Here is an 18,720-nt window from a genome sequence, read left to right as displayed (position 1 = left end):
GCGGTTGCCGAGTATCGAGTGACGGACGGGCGGTGCGCTGTGGGCGCACCGCCCGTCGGTCGTGCGTCGGTGTCACCGCCTGCGCCCCTTCGAGGGCCCCGCTAGCGCAGCTCGGGGGGCGGCGTACGGCCCGGGTCCACCGGCTGTTCCCGGACCAGGCTGCCCCAGACGGCCATCCGGTACAGCGACGTGTAGACCGGCGTGCAGGTCGTCAGGGTGATGTAGCGGCCCGGCTCGGTGTACGGGGAGCCGGTGGGCACGGGGGCGATGACCCCGGTGTCGTACTTGGAGGTCTGGGGCAGCGTGGCATCGACGCGGTAGACGTACCAGCGGTCGCGGGTCTCCACGACCAGCGGGTCGCCCGGCTTCAGCCGGTCCAGGTCGTGGAACTTGGCGCCGTGCCCGTCGCGGTGGGCGGCGAGGGCGAAGTTGCCTTGGGCTTCCCAGGGCATGGCCGAGGGGTAAGGCTCCGTGTAGGCGCCGGCGACCCCGTCCGCGAGGGTGTCCTCGTCGGCACCGACCTTGATCAGCACCTGGTAGCCGGCTCCGAGGGCCGGCACGTGAAGGAAACCGATGCCCCCGCCCGCGTCGAACGGGGGCGGCGCGGCGGTGCCCGCGGCGCCGGTCGGTGCGGGCGTCGGGGCCGTCGCCGACCAGGACTTGCGCAGCTGCTCGGCGGCGAGGCCGGCGTGCCGGGCGGCCGTGAGGTTCGTCCACCACAGGGAGTAGACGACCAGCAGGGCCAGCAGCACACCGATGGTGAACAGCACGTCGCCGAGCACGCCGACCACACCCCGGAGGGGGCGTCGGCGTGCGGTCGGCTCCCCGGCCGGGTGCTCGGTCGCCATGGGTCGTCCCTTCGGATGGGGGAGCGCAGGGGCGGACCCGGGCGGGGAGGCACCCGGCGCGGGAGCCGCCGCCGGGGGCGTCCCGGCTGGTCATGCGCGTACTCCACCGCGCCCGCGAGTCGGCGGGCAAGCCGACACGCCACGCCGGCGGCCGGGGCCCCTCCGCCCGGCCGACCGGTGACGGGCGGGCTCGACCTGTGGGCCGTCCGGCGGTGGGCCGCGCAGGCGCGTAACCTGCTGGAGCGGACGGATGGAGGGGCCGATGGCGGTGGACGAGCAGCGGGCCGGGAGCCGGGTCAGCAAGCCGGAGAACCGGCTGGTCCGGCGCGGGTTCGGCGACCCGGCGCGGGCGGTGCGGCTGTTGGAGGGCCCCGGGCTGGAAGGCCTGGCCGACGACCCCGTGCTGCTGGACGCGCTCGGCGCCACCGCCGACCCCGACCTCGCGCTGCTCGGCCTGGCCCGGCTGATGGAAGCCGCCGACGAGGCCGACCGGCACACCCTGCGCGACACCCTCACCACCTCCAAGCCGCTGCGCGACCGGCTGCTCGGCGTGCTCGGCGTCTCCACCGCGCTCGGCGACCACCTGGCCCGGCACCCGCACGACTGGCACACCCTGGTCACCTTCGAGCTGCGCGACATGCACCCCGGCCCGGAGGACTTCCGCCGCGCCCTGTCCGAGGGCGTCCGCGGCGGCGGCCCCGGCCCGGCGGACGCGCTGCGGATCGCCTACCGCCGCTGCCTGCTCGCCATCGCCGCCCGCGACCTGACCGGCACCAGCGACCTCGCCCGGACCGCCGCCGAACTCGCCGACCTGGCCGGCGCCACCCTGCAGACCGCCCTCGACCTCGCCGCCGAGCATGACCCGGAAGCCGCCGCGGCCTGCCGGCTCGCGGTGATCGGCATGGGCAAGTGCGGCGGCCGCGAACTCAACTACGTCTCGGACGTGGACGTCATCTTCGTCGCCGAGCCGCGCGAGGGCGTGGAGGAGCACGAGGCGGTCCGGGCCGCGACCCGACTGGCCGCCGCCCTCACCCGGCTCTGCGCGGACACCACCGGCGAGGGCACCATCTGGCCGGTGGACGCCAACCTGCGCCCCGAGGGCCGCAACGGCCCGCTGGTGCGCACCCTGGCCAGCCACCTCGCCTACTACCAGCGCTGGGCCAAGACCTGGGAGTTCCAGGCGCTGCTCAAGGCCCGCCCGGTCGCCGGGGACGCCGAACTCGGCGCCGCGTACATCGAGGCGCTCGCCCCGCTGGTCTGGCAGGCCGCCGCCCGGGACAACTTCGTCACCGACGTCCAGCAGATGCGCCGCCGGGTGATCGACTCCATCCCGGTCACCGAGCTGGACCGCCAGCTCAAGCTCGGCCCGGGCGGGCTGCGCGACGTCGAGTTCTCCGTCCAGCTGCTCCAGCTGGTGCACGGCCGCACCGACCCGGCGCTGCGCAGCGGCAACACCCTGGAGGCGCTGGCCGCGCTCTCCCGGGGCGGGTACGTCGGCCGGGCGGACGCCGCCTCGCTGGACACCGCGTACCGCTTCCTGCGCTCGCTGGAGCACCGGATCCAGCTGTACCGGCTGCGCCGCACCCACCTGATGCCCACCGGGGCCGAGGACCGGCGCCGGCTGGCCCGCTCGCTGGCCACCCTGATCAACGACGACACCCGCGCCGACCCGGTGGCCGCGCTGGAGCGGGAGTGGAAGCGCCACGCGGTGGAGGTCCGGCGGCTGCACGAGAAGCTGTTCTACCGGCCGCTGCTCGACGCCGTCGCCGAACTGCCGCCGGGCGCCGCCGGGCTGACCCCGGACGCCGCGCGGGCCCGGCTGGAGGCGCTCGGCTACACCGACCCGGCGGCCGCGCTGCGCCACATCAGCGCGCTGGCCTCCGGGGTGAGCCGCAAGGCCGCGATCCAGCGCACCCTGCTGCCGGTGCTGCTCGGCTGGTTCGCCGACTCGGCCGACCCGGACGCCGGGCTGCTCAACTTCCGCCAGGTCTCCGACGCGCTCGGCCGCACCCCCTGGTACCTGCGGCTGCTCCGGGACGAGAGCGCCGCCGCCGAACAGCTGGCCCGGGTGCTCTCGGCCGGCCGGCTCGCGCCCGACCTGCTGCTGCGCGCCCCCGAGGCGGTGGCCATGCTCGGCGACCCGAACGGGCTGGAACCGCGCGGACGGGCGGCGCTGCAGTCGGAGATACTGGCCGCCGTCGGCCGGGCCGGGTCCACCACCGCCGCGGTGGCCGCCGCCCGCTCGGTGCGCCGCCGGGAGCTGTTCCGGACGGCCGCCGCGGACGTCCTCGGCCGGCTCGGGGAGGACCCCGCCGAGGCGCTGGACACCGCCGGGGAGGCGCTCACCGCGCTCAACGCCGCCACCCTGCAGGGCGCGCTGCGGGCCTGCGTCGCGGGCTGGGAGGCCGAGAACGGGGACCTGCCGACCCGGATCTCGGTGGTCGCGATGGGCCGCTTCGGCGGCCACGAGCTGGGCTACGGCTCGGACGCGGACGTGCTCTTCGTCCACGAGCCGCTGCTCGGCTCGCTGGAGCAGGAGGCCGCCCGGGCCGCCCAGGCGGTCTGCCACGAGCTGCGCGCCCAGCTGGGCGCGCCGTCCACCGAGCCGCCGCTGCTGGTCGACGCCGACCTGCGGCCGGAGGGGCGCAGCGGACCGCTGGTGCGCAGCCTCGCCTCGTACGCGGCGTACTACCGGCGCTGGTCGCACGCCTGGGAGAGCCAGGCGCTGCTGCGGGCCGAGCCGGTCGCCGGGGACGAGGAGCTGGGCACGCGGTTCCGGCAGCTGATCGACCCGCTGCGCTACCCGGGCAACGGGGTGCCGGAGCGGGACCTGGTGGAGATCCGCCGGATCAAGGCCCGGATCGAGGCCGAGCGGCTGCCGCGCGGGGCCGACCCGACCACCCACACCAAGATCGGCCGGGGCGGGCTGGCGGACGTGGAGTGGACGGTGCAGCTGCTCCAGCTGCGGCACGGCCACGAGCTGCCGGCCCTGCGCACCACCCGGACCAGGGCGGCGCTGGCGGCCGCGGTCGCGGCCGGGCTGGTGGAGCCGGAGGACGCGGAGGTGCTGGAAGCGGCCTGGGTGCTGGCCTCCCGGGTGCGGGCGGCGGTGATGCTGGTGCGCGGCCGGCCCGGGGACAGCTTCCCGGGGGAGGCCCGGGAGCTGGCCGGGGTGGCCCGCTACCTCGGGTACGGCGCCGGGCACAGCGGGGAGCTGCTGGACGACTACCGGCGGACCACCCGGCGGGCCCGGGCCGTGGTGGACCGGCTGTTCTACGGCCTCTGACGGCCGCTGACCGCCGCTGGCCGCCGCTGACGGCCTCCGCCCGTCTCCGGCCGTCTCCGGGCGCGTGACTTCCGGGTACGCGAAAGGGGCCCCTGTGCGGGGCCCCTTCGTCGTGGTCCGTTCGCGGCTGCCGCTACCGGCGCGCGCTGCTGGCCGCGGGCTCGCTCCACTGCTCCGGGACGGTGATCGGCTGCTCGGCCGCTGCCTCCCGGGCGGGCACCTGCGGCAGCTTGTAGACCCACTCGTGGTACAGCCAGCGGGCGGTGAGGAAGCCCAGGCTCAGGCAGATCTCGCCGCCGACGGCGTCCATCCAGAAGTGGTTGGCGGTCGAGACGATGACCACCAGGGTGGCGGCCGGGTACATCAGGCCGAGTGCCCTGACCCACTTCCGGCGGGCCAGGAAGAAGATCGCCAGACCGCACCACATCGACCAGCCGATGTGCATCGAGGGCATCGCGGCGTACAGGTTGGAGACGTGTGCGGCGGGCCCGGAGGCGAACGAGCCCCAGGTGCCGTGGGTCTTCACGGTGTCGATGAAGCCGCCGTCGGTCATCAGCCGGGGCGGGGCCAGCGGGAAGGCGTAGAAGCCGACCAGGGCGATCAGGGTGGTGACGAACAGCACGGTACGGGCCGCGACATAGCGGCCGGGGTGGCTGCGGTAGAGCCAGACCAGGACGCCGATCGTGATCACGAAGTGCAGGGTGGCGTAGTAGTAGTTCATCCCGGTGATGAGCCACCCGACGCCGTCCACGGCGTGGTTGACCGAGCGCTCGACGGCGATGCCGAGGTGCTGCTCGAGCTCCCAGATCCAGCGCGTGTGCTTCTGGGCTATCGATTCCTGCTGCGGGACCGCGTTGCGGACGATCGAGTAGATCCAGTAGCTGATCCCGATCAGGGCCAGCTCGATCCAGATCCGCGGTCGGGCCGGTGAACGGCGCTGCTCGCGGAAACGGTGGCGCAGGGCCGCGGTACGGGACTGCGCGGCGCGGGTGGCTCCGTCGGGCACGCGGCCGGGGACGGCCGTCGCTGCCTCGGAACCGCCACCGCTGGCCGCGTCGGCGCGCCGGGCGTCGCCTCGCTGGATCTCGGTCGGTTCCCCCATGGTCGAGAAGTCTGCCAGACCGCTCGTAGCCGTCTGCTCATCCTCTGGAAGTGGATTCTTCACCGGCTGTCCCCCTTGAGGGCTAGGGGCCGGCTCCCACCGGGGGAGGGGGTGCGCAGGGTTCTGGGGCATACCGGTGGGACGGACATACGTCCCATTGTCACGCCCGTCGCTCCGGGGGAGTAATCGGGGTGGCCGGAGACGGCCGCCGGCCTGGATTTTCCCGGCACGAAACGGTTTCTGCATCTTGCTGAAACATATTGCAGGCCGCTAGCTTCCTGGAAACTCGATCGCCCCTTCCCCTAAGGGAGCCCTCAGTGGCCGATGTCCCGCTCCGCCCCCGACGGAGCAGAACAACCCCCCGCAGGCCAGGCCGCACGGCCGTCCTGCTGGCCGCCGCGCTGACCGCCGCCACCCTCGGCAGCGTCCCCGCGGCCCACGCCGCCGCCCCGCCGGCCCCGCCCTCGGACACCGCGCTCGCCGCCACCGCCGGGCGGCACGACCTCACCCGCGAGCAGTTCTACTTCGTCCTGCCCGACCGCTTCGCCGACGGCGACCAGGCCAACGACACCGGCGGCATCACCGGCGGGCGGCTGGAGAACGGCTTCGACCCCGCCGACAAGGGCTTCTACCACGGCGGCGACCTGGCCGGCCTGATCCAGAAGCTCGACTACATCCAGGACCTCGGCACCACCGCGATCTGGATGGCGCCGATCTTCAAGAACAAGCCGGTGCAGGGCAGCGGCGCGGACGCCTCGGCCGGCTACCACGGCTACTGGATCACCGACTTCACCCAGGTCGACCCGCACTTCGGCACCAACGAGCAGCTCAAGGACCTGATAGCCAAGGCGCACGCCCGGGGCATCAAGGTCTTCTTCGACGTCATCACCAACCACACCGCCGACGTCATCGACGACGCCGAGCAGCAGCACGGCTACCGCTCGGCGGGCGCCTACCCGACGCTCGACGCGGACGGGAACCCGGTGGACGAGACCGCCGTCGCCGACGCGGGCACCCCCTGGCCGCGGACCACCAAGGACTCCTTCCCCTACACCCCGGTCTTCCGCAACCCCGGCGACGCGAACGCCAAGACCCCGCCCTGGCTCAACGACCCCTCGCTCTACCACAACCGGGGCGACTCGACCTTCGTCGGCGAGTCCGCCACCGAGGGCGACTTCAGCGGCCTGGACGACCTCGACACCCAGAACCCCCGGGTGGTGAAGGGCTTCGAGAAGGTCTACCAGCAGTGGGTCCAGGACGCCGGCGTGGACGGCTTCCGGATCGACACCGTCAAGCACGTCAACATGGCGTTCTGGCAGCAGTGGGCGCCCGCGCTCAAGGACTTCGCCGCCCGGCAGGGCAACAAGAAGTTCTTCATGTTCGGCGAGGTCTACTCCGGCGACCCGGCGATCACCTCGCCCTACGTCACCAAGGGCAAGCTGCAGGCGACCCTGGACTTCCCGTTCCAGGGCGCGGCCCGCTCGTACGTCTCCCAGGGCGGCTCGGCGAAGACCCTCGCCGACGTCTACGGCCAGGACTACCGCTACACCGGCGCCGACACCGACGCGTACGAGCTGCCGACCTTCCTCGGCAACCACGACATGGGCCGCTTCGGCTCCTTCCTGCTCGCCGACAACCCGGGCGCCGACGAGGCGACCCTGCTGAAGAAGGACCGGCTCGGCAACGAGCTGCAGTTCCTCACCCGCGGCCAGCCCGTCGTCTACTACGGCGACGAGCAGGGCTTCACCGGCGCCGGCGGCGACAAGGACGCCCGGCAGGACCTGTTCGCCTCCAGGACGCCCTCCTACAACAGCGACCGGGTGCTCGGCGGCACCTCAGGCCCGGCCGACCGGTACGGGCAGGGCGGCGAGCTCTACCAGGGCATCGCGGGGCTCGCCAAGCTGCGCCGCGACAACCCGGCGCTGGCCGACGGCGCCCAGATCGAGCGGTACGCCACCGACGGCGCCGGCGTCTACGCCTTCTCCCGGATCGACGCGGGCCAGCAGGTCGAGTACCTGGTGGCGGTCAACAACGCCACCGAGGCGAAGACCGTCACGCTGGACACCTTCTCCGCGGGGATGGGCTTCGACCGGATCCACCCGGCGGCCGGGGACCGCGTCACCAGCGGCCCCGACCGCAAGGTGACCGTCACCGTGCCGGCGCTCTCCTCCGTCGTGTTCAAGGCGGGCGGCAGGCTCGCGGCCGTCGGCGCGGCGCCGCAGATCGCGGTGCAGCCGCCCGCGGACGGCTCCACCGGGCTCGTCACGGTGGGCGCCCACGTCGACGGCGGCGGCTTCGACCGGGTCACCTTCGCCGCCCAGATCGGCAACGGGGCCTGGCAGACGCTGGGCACCGCCGACACCGGGAAGTACCTCGTCACCCAGGACCTGAGCGCCGTCGCCCCCGGCACGGTCGTGCGGTACAAGGCCGTCGTCCAGGACTCCAGCGGCCACCTGCGCTCCGCCACCGGCAGCTTCACCACCGGCACCCCCGCGCCCAAGCCGGTGCCCACCGCCGGCGCCCGCCCCTACGCCGTCGTCCACTACAACCGGCCGGACGGCGACTACGACGGCTGGAACCTCTACGCCTGGGGCGACCTCGCCGACGGCGAGGCCACCCCGTGGCCGGCCGGGCACGGCTTCACCGGGCGCGACGCGTACGGCGCCTTCGCGTACGTGCGGCTGAAGCCCGGCGCCTCGGACGTCGGGTTCATCGTGGAGAAGAACGGCGTCAAGGACGTGGACGCCGACCGGCACATCGACCTCGGCAGCACCGGCGAGGTGTGGCTCAAGCAGGGCGACCCCGCGGTGCGCACCGCCGACCCCGGCCCGGGCAACACACAGCCGGCGAACACCGCCGTCATCCACTACAACCGGGCCGACGGCGACTACGACGGCTGGGGCCTGCACGACTGGACCGGCGCCGCCACCCCCACCGACTGGGGCAAGCCCCTGACGCCGGTGCGCCGCGACGCCTTCGGCGCCGTCTTCGAGGTGCCGCTGGCCCCCGGCGCGACCAGCCTCAGCTACATCCTGCACAAGGGCAACGACAAGGACCTGCCCGCCGACCAGTCGCTCGACTTCGCGGTCGACGGCAAGGAGGTCTGGATCCTCGGCGGCCGCGAGGGCCACCTGCTGCCGCAGAACCCGGCCGCCTCCTCGCAGCTGGACCTCGGCACCGCCAAGGCGCAGTGGATCGACGCGAAGACCGTCGTCGTCCCGGCGAACTACGGCGCGGGCGACGACGCCCTGGCCGGCGGCACCAGCGCCCAGCTGGTGTACGACCCGGCGGGCGGCATCCGGGCCGACAAGGGCGTGCTGACCAAGCCCGGCCAGTGGCTGCGGCTCACCCCGGTCAAGGGCGGACTGACCGACGCGCAGAAGGCCGAGTTCCCGCACCTGGCGGGCTACCGGGCCTTCACCGTGGACGCCCGGGACACCGCCAGGATCCCGGCCGCGCTGCGCGGCCAGCTGCTGTTCACCGAACACCTGCCCAGCGGCGCGGTGTCGGCCGCGACCGGGGTCCAACTCCCGGGCGTGCTGGACGACCTGTACGCCGCCAAGACCGCCAAGGTCGACTTCGGCCCGGCGTACTACGACGGCAAGGTGGCGCTGTCCCTCTGGGCGCCGACCGCGCAGGAGGTGTCCGTCCAGGTCTTCGACGGCCCGGCCGGGGGCATCCCGAGGACGCTGCCGCTGAAGCAGGACGACGAGACCGGCGTGTGGGAGGTCGTCCGCGACAAGAAGGAGTTGGACGGCAAGTACTACCTGTACCAGGTGAAGGTCTGGGCGCCCTCGGTGCAGCAGGTGGTGGTCAACACCGTCACCGACCCGTACTCGGTGGCACTGTCGGCCGACTCCGGGCGCAGCCTGGTCGCCGACCTCGACGCCAAGGCGCTCAAGCCCGCGGGCTGGGACGACCACGCCCGCCCGCAGGCCGTCCCGCCCGGGCAGCAGCAGATCCAGGAGCTGCACGTCCGGGACTTCTCGGTCGAGGACGCCACCGTCCCGGCCGCCGAGCGCGGCACCTACCTGGCGTTCACCGAGTCGCAGTCGGCCGGCATGCAGCACCTGCGGGACCTGGCCAAGGCCGGGGTGACCACGATCCACCTGCTGCCGACCTTCGACATCGCCACCATCCGGGAGAACCGGGCCGACCAGAAGCTGCCCGCGTGCGACCTCAAGTCCCTTCCCGCGGACGGCCCGAAGCAGCAGGAGTGCGTGGCGGCCGTCGCCGCCGACGACGCCTACAACTGGGGCTACGACCCGCTGCACTACAACGTGCCGGAGGGCTCGTACGCCACGGATCCGGCCGGCACGGCCCGTACCGTGCAGTTCCGGCAGATGGTGCAGGCGATGCACGCGGCCGGGCTGCGGGTGGTGCTCGACGTCGTCTACAACCACACCGCCGCCGCCGGGCAGGCCGAGCACTCGGTGCTGGACAAGGTCGTCCCCGGCTACTACCAGCGGCTGGACGCCAACGGCAAGGTGACGGCCGACAGTTGCTGCGCCGACACCGCGCCCGAGCACGCCATGATGAACCGGCTGGTGGTCGACTCGGTGACCCTGTGGGCCCGCGAGTACAAGGTGGACGGCTTCCGCTTCGACCTGATGGGCCTGGACCCGAAGTCCACCATGCTGGACGTGCAGGCCGCGCTGCGGAAGATGACCCCGGACTCGGACGGCGTGGACGGGAAGAACGTCCTCCTGTACGGCGAGGGCTGGAACTTCGGCGCCGTCGCGAACAACGCCCGGTTCGAGCAGGCCACCCAGCTCAACATGGCCGGCACCGGCATCGCCACCTTCGACGACCGGATGCGCGACGCCGCGCGGGGCGGCAACTTCATGCTCGACTCCGCGCCGCAGCAGGGCTTCGCCTCGGGCCTGTTCACCGACCCGAACGGCTCACCCGCGAACGGCACCCCGGAGCAGCAGAAGGCCCGACTGCTGCACCAGATGGACCAGTTGAAGGTGGGGCTGACCGGCAACCTGGCCGGGTACTCCTTCACCGACAGCTCCGGGAAAGCCGTCACCGGCGCCCAGGTCGACTACAACGGTTCCCCGACGGGATACGCGGCCAAGCCGGGCGAGGCGGTGGAGTACGTGGACGCCCACGACAACACCGACCTCTTCGACGCGCTCGCGTACAAGCTGCCGACCGGCACCGAACCCGCCGACCGGGCCCGGATGCAGGCGCTCGGGCTCTCGCTCACCGCGCTCACCCAGGGCGCGGGCTTCGCCCAGGCCGGCAGCGACCTGCTGCGCTCCAAGTCGCTCGACTCCAACTCCTACGACTCGGGGGACTGGTTCAACGCGATCCACTGGCCCGATCCGGCGACGGGGGCGGTGGCCGGCAACGGCTGGGGCCGCGGCCTGCCGCCGGCGGCCGACAACAAGGGGATGTGGCCGACCGCCCAGTCCCTGCTGGCGAACCCGAAGCTGACCGTCGGCGCGACCGACATGCGGGCGGCCTCGGCGCAGTACCAGGAGTTCCTGCGGATCAAGCAGTCCTCGCCGCTGTTCTCCCTGCCCACCCTGGCCGCCGTCCAGCAGCGGCTCTCGTACCCGCTCTCCGGCACCGCCGGCGAGACGCCCGGGGTCATCACCCTGCACCTGGACGGCACCGGGCTGAAGGGGGCGGAGAAGGGCATCACGGTGGTCTTCAACGCCACGCCCACCGCGCAGGCGCAGACCGTCGCGGCGCTGCGGGGGACGGGCCAGGCGCTGCACCCCGTCCAGGCGGGCGGGGCGGACCAGGTGGTGAAGCAGTCCGGCTTCGACGCCGCGACCGGCACGTTCACCGTGCCGGGGCGCACCGTGGCGGTGTTCGTCCAGCGCTGAGTCCGGTACCGGACGGGTGACGAGCCGGCGCCCGGTACGGCACCCGATCCGCCACCCGGTATGGCACCCGATTCGCCATCCGAGCCGGCACGGATGCGGTACTGGTCCGTATACCCGTGCAACTGTCAGGCCCCGCACCGCCGTTCAGGTGGAGCGGGGCCTGGTTCCGTTCCGGTCGCAGTGTGGCCGGAAACCGCTTCTGGCACGGCCGGAACTGTGACGTGCCGCGCTCGCCCGGCGCTGTCCGCTACTCGGCGGTACGGGCGGTGGTTCTGAGTGCTGGTCAGTGACCGCCGGTGGTGATCGAACTTTGTCCGGAGCATGAAAACCGTGTTCATGAGTTTGCAATCACTTAGCACAACTGACGAACCACCATGCATACGGTTTCGGTAATGAATCGGCCAATCAGTGGCATGCATCTGTCATCGGCGGCCGGTTTGCTGCCACGATTCGTCCGGCTGCAGACGAGGGGGCCCCACCTCCCGGTGCAGCTGTTCCGCCAAGGTGCAGCGCGTCCTGACCCTGCAACGGGTTGTGAGCACCGCAACCCGCTACCGCACCTCCGTCGCACCCGGCGGGGGCCCCCACTGCGCCGCAACCCCGCGGCCCAGGTTTCTCTCCACCGGCGCGACCCAGCGCCGGTCGGAAAAGGAGTCCGCATGTCCCGTTACGCTCACGCCCGGAAGGCGGCGGTCGTCATGGCCGCCTCCACCGCGCTGCTGGTCACCGGCATACCGGTCATCGCCCAGGCCGCCACCGCGGACGCGCCGGCCGCCGTCGCCGCCCAGCAGACCACCCGGGCCGCGCTGATCGCCTCGGCGAACCAGCAGACCGCCTCCCTCGCCCAGGCCCTCGGCCTGAGCGGCCAGGAGAAGCTGGTCACCAAGGACGTCGTCCAGGACGCCAACGGTGGTCGCCACCTGCGCTACGAGCGCACCTACGCCGGACTCCCGGTCCTCGGCGGCGACCTGATCGTCCACCAGGACGCGGCCGGCGCCACCAAGAGCGTGACCAAGGCCAGCCAGGCCGACCTCGCGGGCGTCGAGACCACCCCGGCCCTGGCCGCGCCGAAGGCCCAGGCCGCCGCGCTGGCCGCCGAGGCGGGCTCCGTAGACACCGCGCCGCGGCTGGTCGTCTGGGCCGCCGACGGCACCCCCAAGCTCGCCTGGGAGACGGTCATCGCCGGCCGCGAGTCCGACGGCACCCCGAGCAAGCTGCACGTCGTCACCGACGCCAAGACCGGTGACGTGCTCAGCAAGGCCGACGGCATCCAGCGCGGCTCCGGCACCGGCGTCTTCGTCGGCAACGTGCCGCTGACCACCACCCAGAGCGGCTCGACCTACTCGCTCAAGGACGCCACCCGTGGTGGCCAGTACTCCACGGACATGAAGAACGGCACCTCCGGCAACGGCACGCTGTTCTCCAAGTCCTCGGACACCTGGGGCAACGGCCAGGCCAGCAACCGCGAGTCGGCCGCCGTCGACGCCCAGTTCGGTGCCGCCGCCACCTGGGACTTCTACAAGAACACCTTCGGCCGCAACGGCATCCGCAACGACGGCGTCGGCGCCATGAGCCGGGTCCACTACGACACCGGCTACGTCAACGCCTTCTGGGACGACAGCTGCTTCTGCATGACCTACGGCGACGGCTCGGGCGACACCCACCCGCTGACCGAGCTCGACGTCGCGGGCCACGAGATGAGCCACGGCGTCACCGCGGCCACTGCCAACCTGAACTACTCGGGCGAGTCCGGCGGCCTCAACGAGGCCACCTCGGACATCTTCGGCAACATGGTCGAGTTCTACGCCAACCTGCCCGCCGACAACCCGGACTACCTGGTCGGCGAGCTCATCGACATCAACGGCAACGGCACGCCGCTGCGCTACATGGACAAGCCCTCCAAGGACGGCACCTCGGCCGACTCCTGGTACTCGGGCGTCGGCAACCTGGACGTGCACTACTCGTCCGGTGTCGCCAACCACTTCTTCTACCTGCTGGCCGAGGGCAGCGGCGCCAAGGTGATCAACGGCGTCAGCTACAACAGCCCGACGGTCAACAACATCACCGTCACCGGCATCGGCCGGGACAAGGCAGCGCAGGTCTGGTACAAGGCGCTGACCGCCTACATGACCTCCACCACCAACTATGCGGCCGCCCGTACCGCGACCCTGAGCGCGGCCACCGACCTGTACGGCGCGAACAGCGCCGAGTACAACGCGGTCGCCACCGCCTGGGCCGCCGTGAACGTCGGGGGGCTGCCCAACCCGGGCGGCGTCACCGTCACCAACCCGGGCAACCAGTCCACCGCCGTCGGCACCGCGGTCAACCTGGCCATCAAGGCCTCGGGCGGCACCGCTCCGCTGTCGTACTCGGCGGCCGGCCTGCCCGCGGGCCTGGCCATCAACGCCTCGACCGGCGCGATCACCGGCACCCCGACCGCCGCGGGCACCTCGAACGTCACCGTGACGGTCAAGGACTCGGCCGGCAAGTCCGGCACGACCAGCTTCACCTGGACCGTGACCAGCGGTGGTGGCGGCGGCTGCACCCCGGCGCAGCTGCTCGGCAACCCGGGCTTCGAGACCGGTTCGGCGGCGCCGTGGACGGCGAGCTCCGGCGTGGTCGACAACAGCTCCAGCCAGGCCGCGCACGGCGGTTCCTGGAAGGCGTGGATGGACGGCTACGGCTCCTCCCACACCGACACGGTGTCGCAGACCGTGAGCATCCCGGCGGGCTGCAAGGCGACGCTGAGCTTCTGGCTGCACGTCGACACCGCGGAGTCGGGCACCACCGCGTACGACAAGCTGACCGTGTCGGTGAACGGCACCGCGCTGAAGACGTACTCCAACGTCGACGCCGCGGCGGGCTACCAGCAGCGCACCTTCGACCTGTCGGCCTACGCGGGCCAGACGGTCACCGTGAAGTTCAACGCGGTCGAGGACTCCTCGCTGCAGACGAGCTTCGTGATCGACGACACCTCCGTCCAGACCGGCTGAACCCGGACCGGTTCCCCCTGAGGGGCCGGTGAGCCAGGACAGGTGAGGGGCCCGGCGGCTACGGCTGCCGGGCCCTTGTCGTGTGTCCCGTTCCAGCTTGTCCCGCTGCGGTCGATACAGAAGCGCGGCGATGCGGAACGTGGTGATGCGGAACGTGGTGATGCAGAAACGTATCTTCCAGGGACCTTGACGGTGCCTCCCGGTGACTCTAGGTTCAGCGCTGCAAGTTTCCGGCAAGTTACAGAAACTTCCTGCAGGATTCACCACCGGCTGCCCCACCCCAGCCACCCCCAGGAGACGACGTGGTCACCACCGCCCCCACCCGCCGGCCCGCCCGCGCGGCCGGCGCGCTCGCCGCCTCGGCGGCGCTCGCGCTCTCGTTCGGCACCACCCTCGGTGCCCCCGCCGCCCAGGCCTCCCCGCCCGCGAACAACGGCAAGGACGTCACCGCCACCCTCTTCGAGTGGCGCTTCGACTCGGTCGCCCAGGCCTGCACCTCGACGCTCGGCCCCAAGGGCTACGGCTTCGTCGAGGTCTCTCCGCCGCAGGAACACATCCAGGGCCCGCAGTGGTGGACCTCCTACCAGCCGGTCAGCTACCGGATCGCCGGTCGGCTCGGCGACCGCACGTCCTTCAAGAACATGGTCGACACCTGCCACGCGGCCGGGGTCAAGGTGATCGCCGACGCGGTGGTCAACCACATGTCGGCCGGCTCCGGCACCGGCACCGGCGGCACCGCGTACACCAAGTACAGCTACCCCGGCACCTACCAGGACCAGGACTTCCACTCCTGCCGCCAGCCGATCTCCGACTACCAGAACCGCGCCAACATCCAGAACTGCGAGCTGGTGAACCTCGCCGACCTGGACACCGGAAGCGCGTACGTCCAGACCACCATCGCGCACTACCTGGACGACCTCGGCTCGCTCGGCGTGGACGGCTACCGGATCGACGCCGCCAAGCACATCGCCGCCGCCGACCTCGCCGCGATCAAGGCGAAGACGGCCAACCCCAAGGCCTACTGGGCCCAGGAGGTCATCTACGGCGCCGGCGAGCCGATCCAGCCCACCGAGTACACCGGCACCGGCGACGTGGACGAGTTCCGGGTCGGCACCGACCTCAAGCGCATGTTCACCGCCGACAAGCTCGCCAACCTCAACGGCTGGGGCGCCTCCTGGGGCTACCTGCCGAGCGACCAGGCGCGCAGCTTCATCGACAACTGGGACACCGAGCGCAACGGCTCCACCCTCAACTACACCTACGGCAACACCTACACGCTGGCCAACGTCTTCCTTCTGGCCTCGCCGTACGGCGCCCCCAACGTCTACTCCGGCTACTCCTTCACCAACAAGGACGACGGCCCGCCGAACGGCGGCACCGTCAACGCCTGCTACCAGGACGGCTGGAACTGCACCCACGCCTGGCGGCAGATCGCCAACATGGTCGGCTTCCGCAACGCCGTGGCGGGCACCGGGGTGACCGACTGGTGGTCCGACGGCAACAACGCGATCGCCTTCGGCCGCGGCAACAAGGGCTACGTCGCGATCAACCACGAGAGCGGCGCGATCACCCAGACCTTCCAGACCGGGCTGCCGGCCGGCACCTACTGCGACGTCCAGCACGGCGACCCGCAGGCGGGCGGCGGCTGCACCGGCCCGACCTACCAGGTGGGCGCCAACGGGCAGTTCACCGCGACGGTCGGCGCGGGCGACGCGGTCGCGCTGTACGTCCAGCCGGGTACGACCGTCTCCGGCGCCTCCTTCAACGTCAACGCGACCACCGGGTACGGGCAGAACGTCTACGTGGTCGGCGACGCCGCGGCGCTCGGCGGCTGGGACCCGGCGAAGGCGCTGCCGCTCTCGTCCGCCGGCTACCCGGTCTGGTCGCTCGCGCTCTCGCTGCCGGCCGGCACCTCCGTCCAGTACAAGTACGTCCGCAAGGACGCCAACGGCGCGGTGACCTGGGAGTCCGGCGCCAACCGGACGGCGACCGTGCCCGCCGGCGGGGTCGTCACGCTGAACGACACCTGGCGGCCGTAGCCTCCTCGCCGTCCCCGGGAACCCCGTCAGCATGCTCTGACGGGGTTCCCTCGTACGGGTGGCCGCGCGGTTTCAAACCCCGGTGGGCGAAGGGGCGCTGACACCATCGCGGGATGAGAACCACCCCCCTCGTCCTGGACCTCGAACTGTGCGGCGGCCGCTGGGACGGCCACCGCAAGCGCGTCAACGCCGACGCCCCGCCGCCCGCCCTGCGGATGGCGCTCCGCGCCGAACTGCCCGCCGCCGAGAGCGGCGAGTACTGGCCGACCACCAGCGTCTACCGGCTGGACGAGGACGGCGAGGCGCTGCGCTACCGGCACTCGCACGACGAGTGAGCGCGCCCCGACGTACGGCGTTCCGCCGGCCGCGCCCCAGGCACGAGGCGGGTGCTCAGCCGCGCCCGATGTACGGCATGGCGGTCGCCATCACGGTGGCGAACTGCACATTGGCCTCCAGCGGCAGCGCGGCCATGTGCCGTACGGTCCGTGCGACGTCGGCCACGTCCATGGTCGGCTCGGGGGCGATCCGGCCGTCCGCCTGCCGGACGCCCGCGCTCATCGCCGCCGTCATGTCGGTCGCCGCGTTGCCGATGTCGATCTGCCCGCAGGCGATCCGGTAGGGGCGGCCGTCCAGGGACAGCGACTTGGTCAGGCCGGTGACCGCGTGCTTGGTCGCCGTGTAGGCGATCGAGTGCGGGCGCGGGACGTGCGCCGAGATCGAGCCGTTGTTGATGATCCGGCCGCCCTGCGGGTCCTGGGCCCTCATCTGCCGGAACGCCGCCCGGGCGCAGAGGAAGGCGCCGGTCAGGTTGAGGTCGACCACCGCCCGCCAGGCCTCGACCTCCAGCTCCTCCACCGGGACGGCCGGGCCGAAGCTGCCGGCGTTGTTGAACAGCAGGTCCACCCGGCCGTGCCGCTCGGCGGCCGCGGCGAACAGCGCGTCCACGGCTGCCGGGTCGGTGACGTCGGTCGGCACCACGTCGGCCGGGGCGCCGCAGAGCCGGGCGGTCTCGTGCAGCGGCTCGGCCCGCCGGCCGGCCAGCACGGGCAGCCAGCCGGCCGCGGCCAGTTCCACCGCCACGGCCCGGCCGACGCCGCTCCCTGCTCCGGTGACGACGGCGATCTGCTGGGGCATGGCGCTCTCCTCGGTGGCGGTGCACGCAGTGACGGTGGCAGTGGCAGTGGCAGTGGCAGTGGCGGTGTCCCGGTCGGTCCTCGAGGAGATCGTTCCGGATCCGCGGGCCGCCGTCACTGGTCGAAAACACCCAAAATCCGCCGACCGGACGAGCGCGCGGCTGTGACCCCCGCCGTCCGGCCCCCGCCACCCGACGGGAGTGGTGAAGGGTTTTACCCGATCGCGAACAAACATTGGATTTCCGGTGGCCGACGCGCAACCGGCCCATCCCGGACCACGTCATAAGATCGCAGGAAGGCGCGCCCCCGCGAGGGACGGCACGCCATCACTCCGGGGGCCGTACCAGCGTCGTGTCCCCGGGTCTGTCCGGCCCCACCGGGGGGCCGCCGCCCGGTCGACGGACCGGGCGCGACATCGGTCGGAGAGTCCTCACCGTGCTTAGGCAGTCGTCCCGTTCCCGTGCCGTCCTGTCCGGCGCCGCCCTGCTCGCCCTGGCCGCCTCGCTCGCGGCTTGCGGGAGTTCCGGTGGTGGGAAGGGCGACAGCGCCAAGCCGGACGCCGGGCCCGCCTCGACCGGCAGCGCCGAGGGAACCCCGACCGGCGCCGGCTCGGGCACGGCGATCTCGGCCGGCACCGGCAAGGTGCTGATGCCGACCGGCCCGAACGCCAACCTCAGCAAGGTCCGGGACACCGCCGCCGGCCCGATCTTCCTGACCACCGTGACCGGCGCGAAGTCCGGTGTCGCCGGCAAGGTCTGGGTCTGGCTGCCGCCCGAGTACAACGACCCCAAGTTCGCCAAGACCGGCTTCCCGGTGCTCACCCTCTTCGCGGGCGGCCAGAGCAACGGCTACAACACCTGGACCGACAACCAGTTGCCGATCCAGGAGGAGAACGAGCGGCTGGTCAAGGAGGGCAAGTCCCACCCGTTCATCATGGTCATGCCGGTGCAGAACTTCAACGGCGACGAGAAGAACGCGCTGGACTGCTCCGACATCCCGGGCCAGCCCAAGATGGCCACCTGGATGGCCCAGGACATCCCGGACTTCGTCCGCGCCAACTTCCGCACCGTGCGCGGCCGCGACGGCTGGGGCGTGATGGGCGCCTCCACCGGCGGCTTCTGCAGCGCCAAGCTCGCCCTGCAGTACCCCGACGTCTACAAGGCCGCGGTGCCGATCGACGGCTACTTCATCCCGGACTCGCTGCTGTGGAAGGGCCACGACGCCGAGCGCGCGGCCAACAACCCCGACGTGCTGGTCACCGAGGGCAAGGCCGACGTGAAGATGCTGGTCACCGCGGGCGGGGCCAACCCGTACGAGACCAAGGTGGTCAAGTCCTGGGTGGCCAAGGCCGCCCCGCCGGTGGGCATCACGTACTTCGAGCAGCCCGGCGGCAAGCACCTGACCTCGGACTTCAAGAAGATGATCCCGGACACCCTGGAGTGGCTGACCAAGAACCTGGCCGGGCCGGCGGCCGACTGA

General features: G+C 72.3%; 9 protein-coding genes. 6 read left to right on the top strand and 3 right to left on the bottom strand.

Features of this window, described 5'->3' with window-relative positions; translation table 11 throughout:
• Positions 1–101: 101 nt before the first annotated feature.
• Positions 102–848, bottom strand: coding sequence for a class E sortase (locus ACZ52J_RS24300; protein ID WP_465621618.1), 747 nt, complete (start codon positions 846–848; stop codon positions 102–104).
• Between the two features lie 262 nt (positions 849–1,110).
• On the opposite strand from ACZ52J_RS24300, the gene ACZ52J_RS24295 reads away from it, so the two are divergent.
• Positions 1,111–4,134: a bifunctional [glutamine synthetase] adenylyltransferase/[glutamine synthetase]-adenylyl-L-tyrosine phosphorylase gene (locus ACZ52J_RS24295; protein WP_465621663.1), complete on the top strand. Its 3,024-nt coding sequence runs from the start codon at positions 1,111–1,113 to the stop codon at positions 4,132–4,134.
• A 133-nt stretch (positions 4,135–4,267) separates the two neighbouring features.
• On the opposite strand, the gene ACZ52J_RS24290 is transcribed toward ACZ52J_RS24295, so the two are convergent.
• Complete coding sequence (locus ACZ52J_RS24290; RefSeq protein ID WP_465621616.1) at positions 4,268–5,236, bottom strand: phosphatase PAP2 family protein; 969 nt, start codon at positions 5,234–5,236, stop codon at positions 4,268–4,270.
• Positions 5,237–5,553: 317 nt separating this feature from the next.
• Here ACZ52J_RS24290 and pulA point away from each other — a divergent pair, with 317 nt between their 5' ends.
• The 4 genes from pulA (at position 5,554) to ACZ52J_RS24270 (ending at position 16,443) form a co-directional block, all read left to right on the top strand.
• Complete coding sequence (gene pulA, locus ACZ52J_RS24285) at positions 5,554–11,076, top strand: pullulanase-type alpha-1,6-glucosidase (RefSeq protein WP_465621614.1); 5,523 nt, start codon at positions 5,554–5,556, stop codon at positions 11,074–11,076.
• 659 nt (positions 11,077–11,735) lie between these two features.
• Positions 11,736–14,069, top strand: a complete 2,334-nt coding sequence (locus ACZ52J_RS24280; protein WP_465621612.1) for a M4 family metallopeptidase — start codon at positions 11,736–11,738, stop codon at positions 14,067–14,069.
• 302 nt (positions 14,070–14,371) lie between these two features.
• A complete protein-coding gene (locus ACZ52J_RS24275) occupies positions 14,372–16,108 on the top strand; it encodes a carbohydrate-binding module family 20 domain-containing protein (protein WP_465621610.1) in 1,737 nt (578 codons plus the stop codon).
• Positions 16,109–16,221: 113 nt separating this feature from the next.
• On the top strand, positions 16,222–16,443 hold the full coding sequence (locus ACZ52J_RS24270) for a hypothetical protein (protein ID WP_465621608.1): 222 nt from the start codon (positions 16,222–16,224) through the stop codon (positions 16,441–16,443).
• Positions 16,444–16,498: 55 nt separating this feature from the next.
• On the opposite strand, the gene ACZ52J_RS24265 is transcribed toward ACZ52J_RS24270, so the two are convergent.
• The gene (locus tag ACZ52J_RS24265; protein WP_465621606.1) at positions 16,499–17,242 is read right to left on the bottom strand and encodes an SDR family oxidoreductase; all 744 of its coding nucleotides are present in this window, start codon (positions 17,240–17,242) and stop codon (positions 16,499–16,501) included.
• 434 nt (positions 17,243–17,676) lie between these two features.
• Here ACZ52J_RS24265 and ACZ52J_RS24260 point away from each other — a divergent pair, with 434 nt between their 5' ends.
• Complete coding sequence (locus ACZ52J_RS24260) at positions 17,677–18,720, top strand: alpha/beta hydrolase (RefSeq protein ID WP_360492610.1); 1,044 nt, start codon at positions 17,677–17,679, stop codon at positions 18,718–18,720.

Source organism: Kitasatospora sp. NPDC034035 (genome assembly GCF_055575755.1).
The sequence above is the reverse complement of the archived record's forward strand: the minus strand, read 5'-3'. Positions and strand labels throughout refer to the sequence as shown.

Excerpts from the sequence above, each read along its gene's own strand:
- ACZ52J_RS24300 (WP_465621618.1), bottom strand. The coding sequence starts at position 848 with ATGGCGACCGAGCACCCGGCCGGGGAGCCGACCGCACGCCGACGCCCC.
- ACZ52J_RS24295 (WP_465621663.1), top strand. The coding sequence starts at position 1,111 with ATGGCGGTGGACGAGCAGCGGGCCGGGAGCCGGGTCAGCAAGCCGGAG.
- ACZ52J_RS24290 (WP_465621616.1), bottom strand. The coding sequence starts at position 5,236 with ATGGGGGAACCGACCGAGATCCAGCGAGGCGACGCCCGGCGCGCCGAC.
- ACZ52J_RS24280 (WP_465621612.1), top strand. The coding sequence starts at position 11,736 with ATGTCCCGTTACGCTCACGCCCGGAAGGCGGCGGTCGTCATGGCCGCC.
- ACZ52J_RS24270 (WP_465621608.1), top strand. The coding sequence starts at position 16,222 with ATGAGAACCACCCCCCTCGTCCTGGACCTCGAACTGTGCGGCGGCCGC.
- ACZ52J_RS24265 (WP_465621606.1), bottom strand. The coding sequence starts at position 17,242 with ATGCCCCAGCAGATCGCCGTCGTCACCGGAGCAGGGAGCGGCGTCGGC.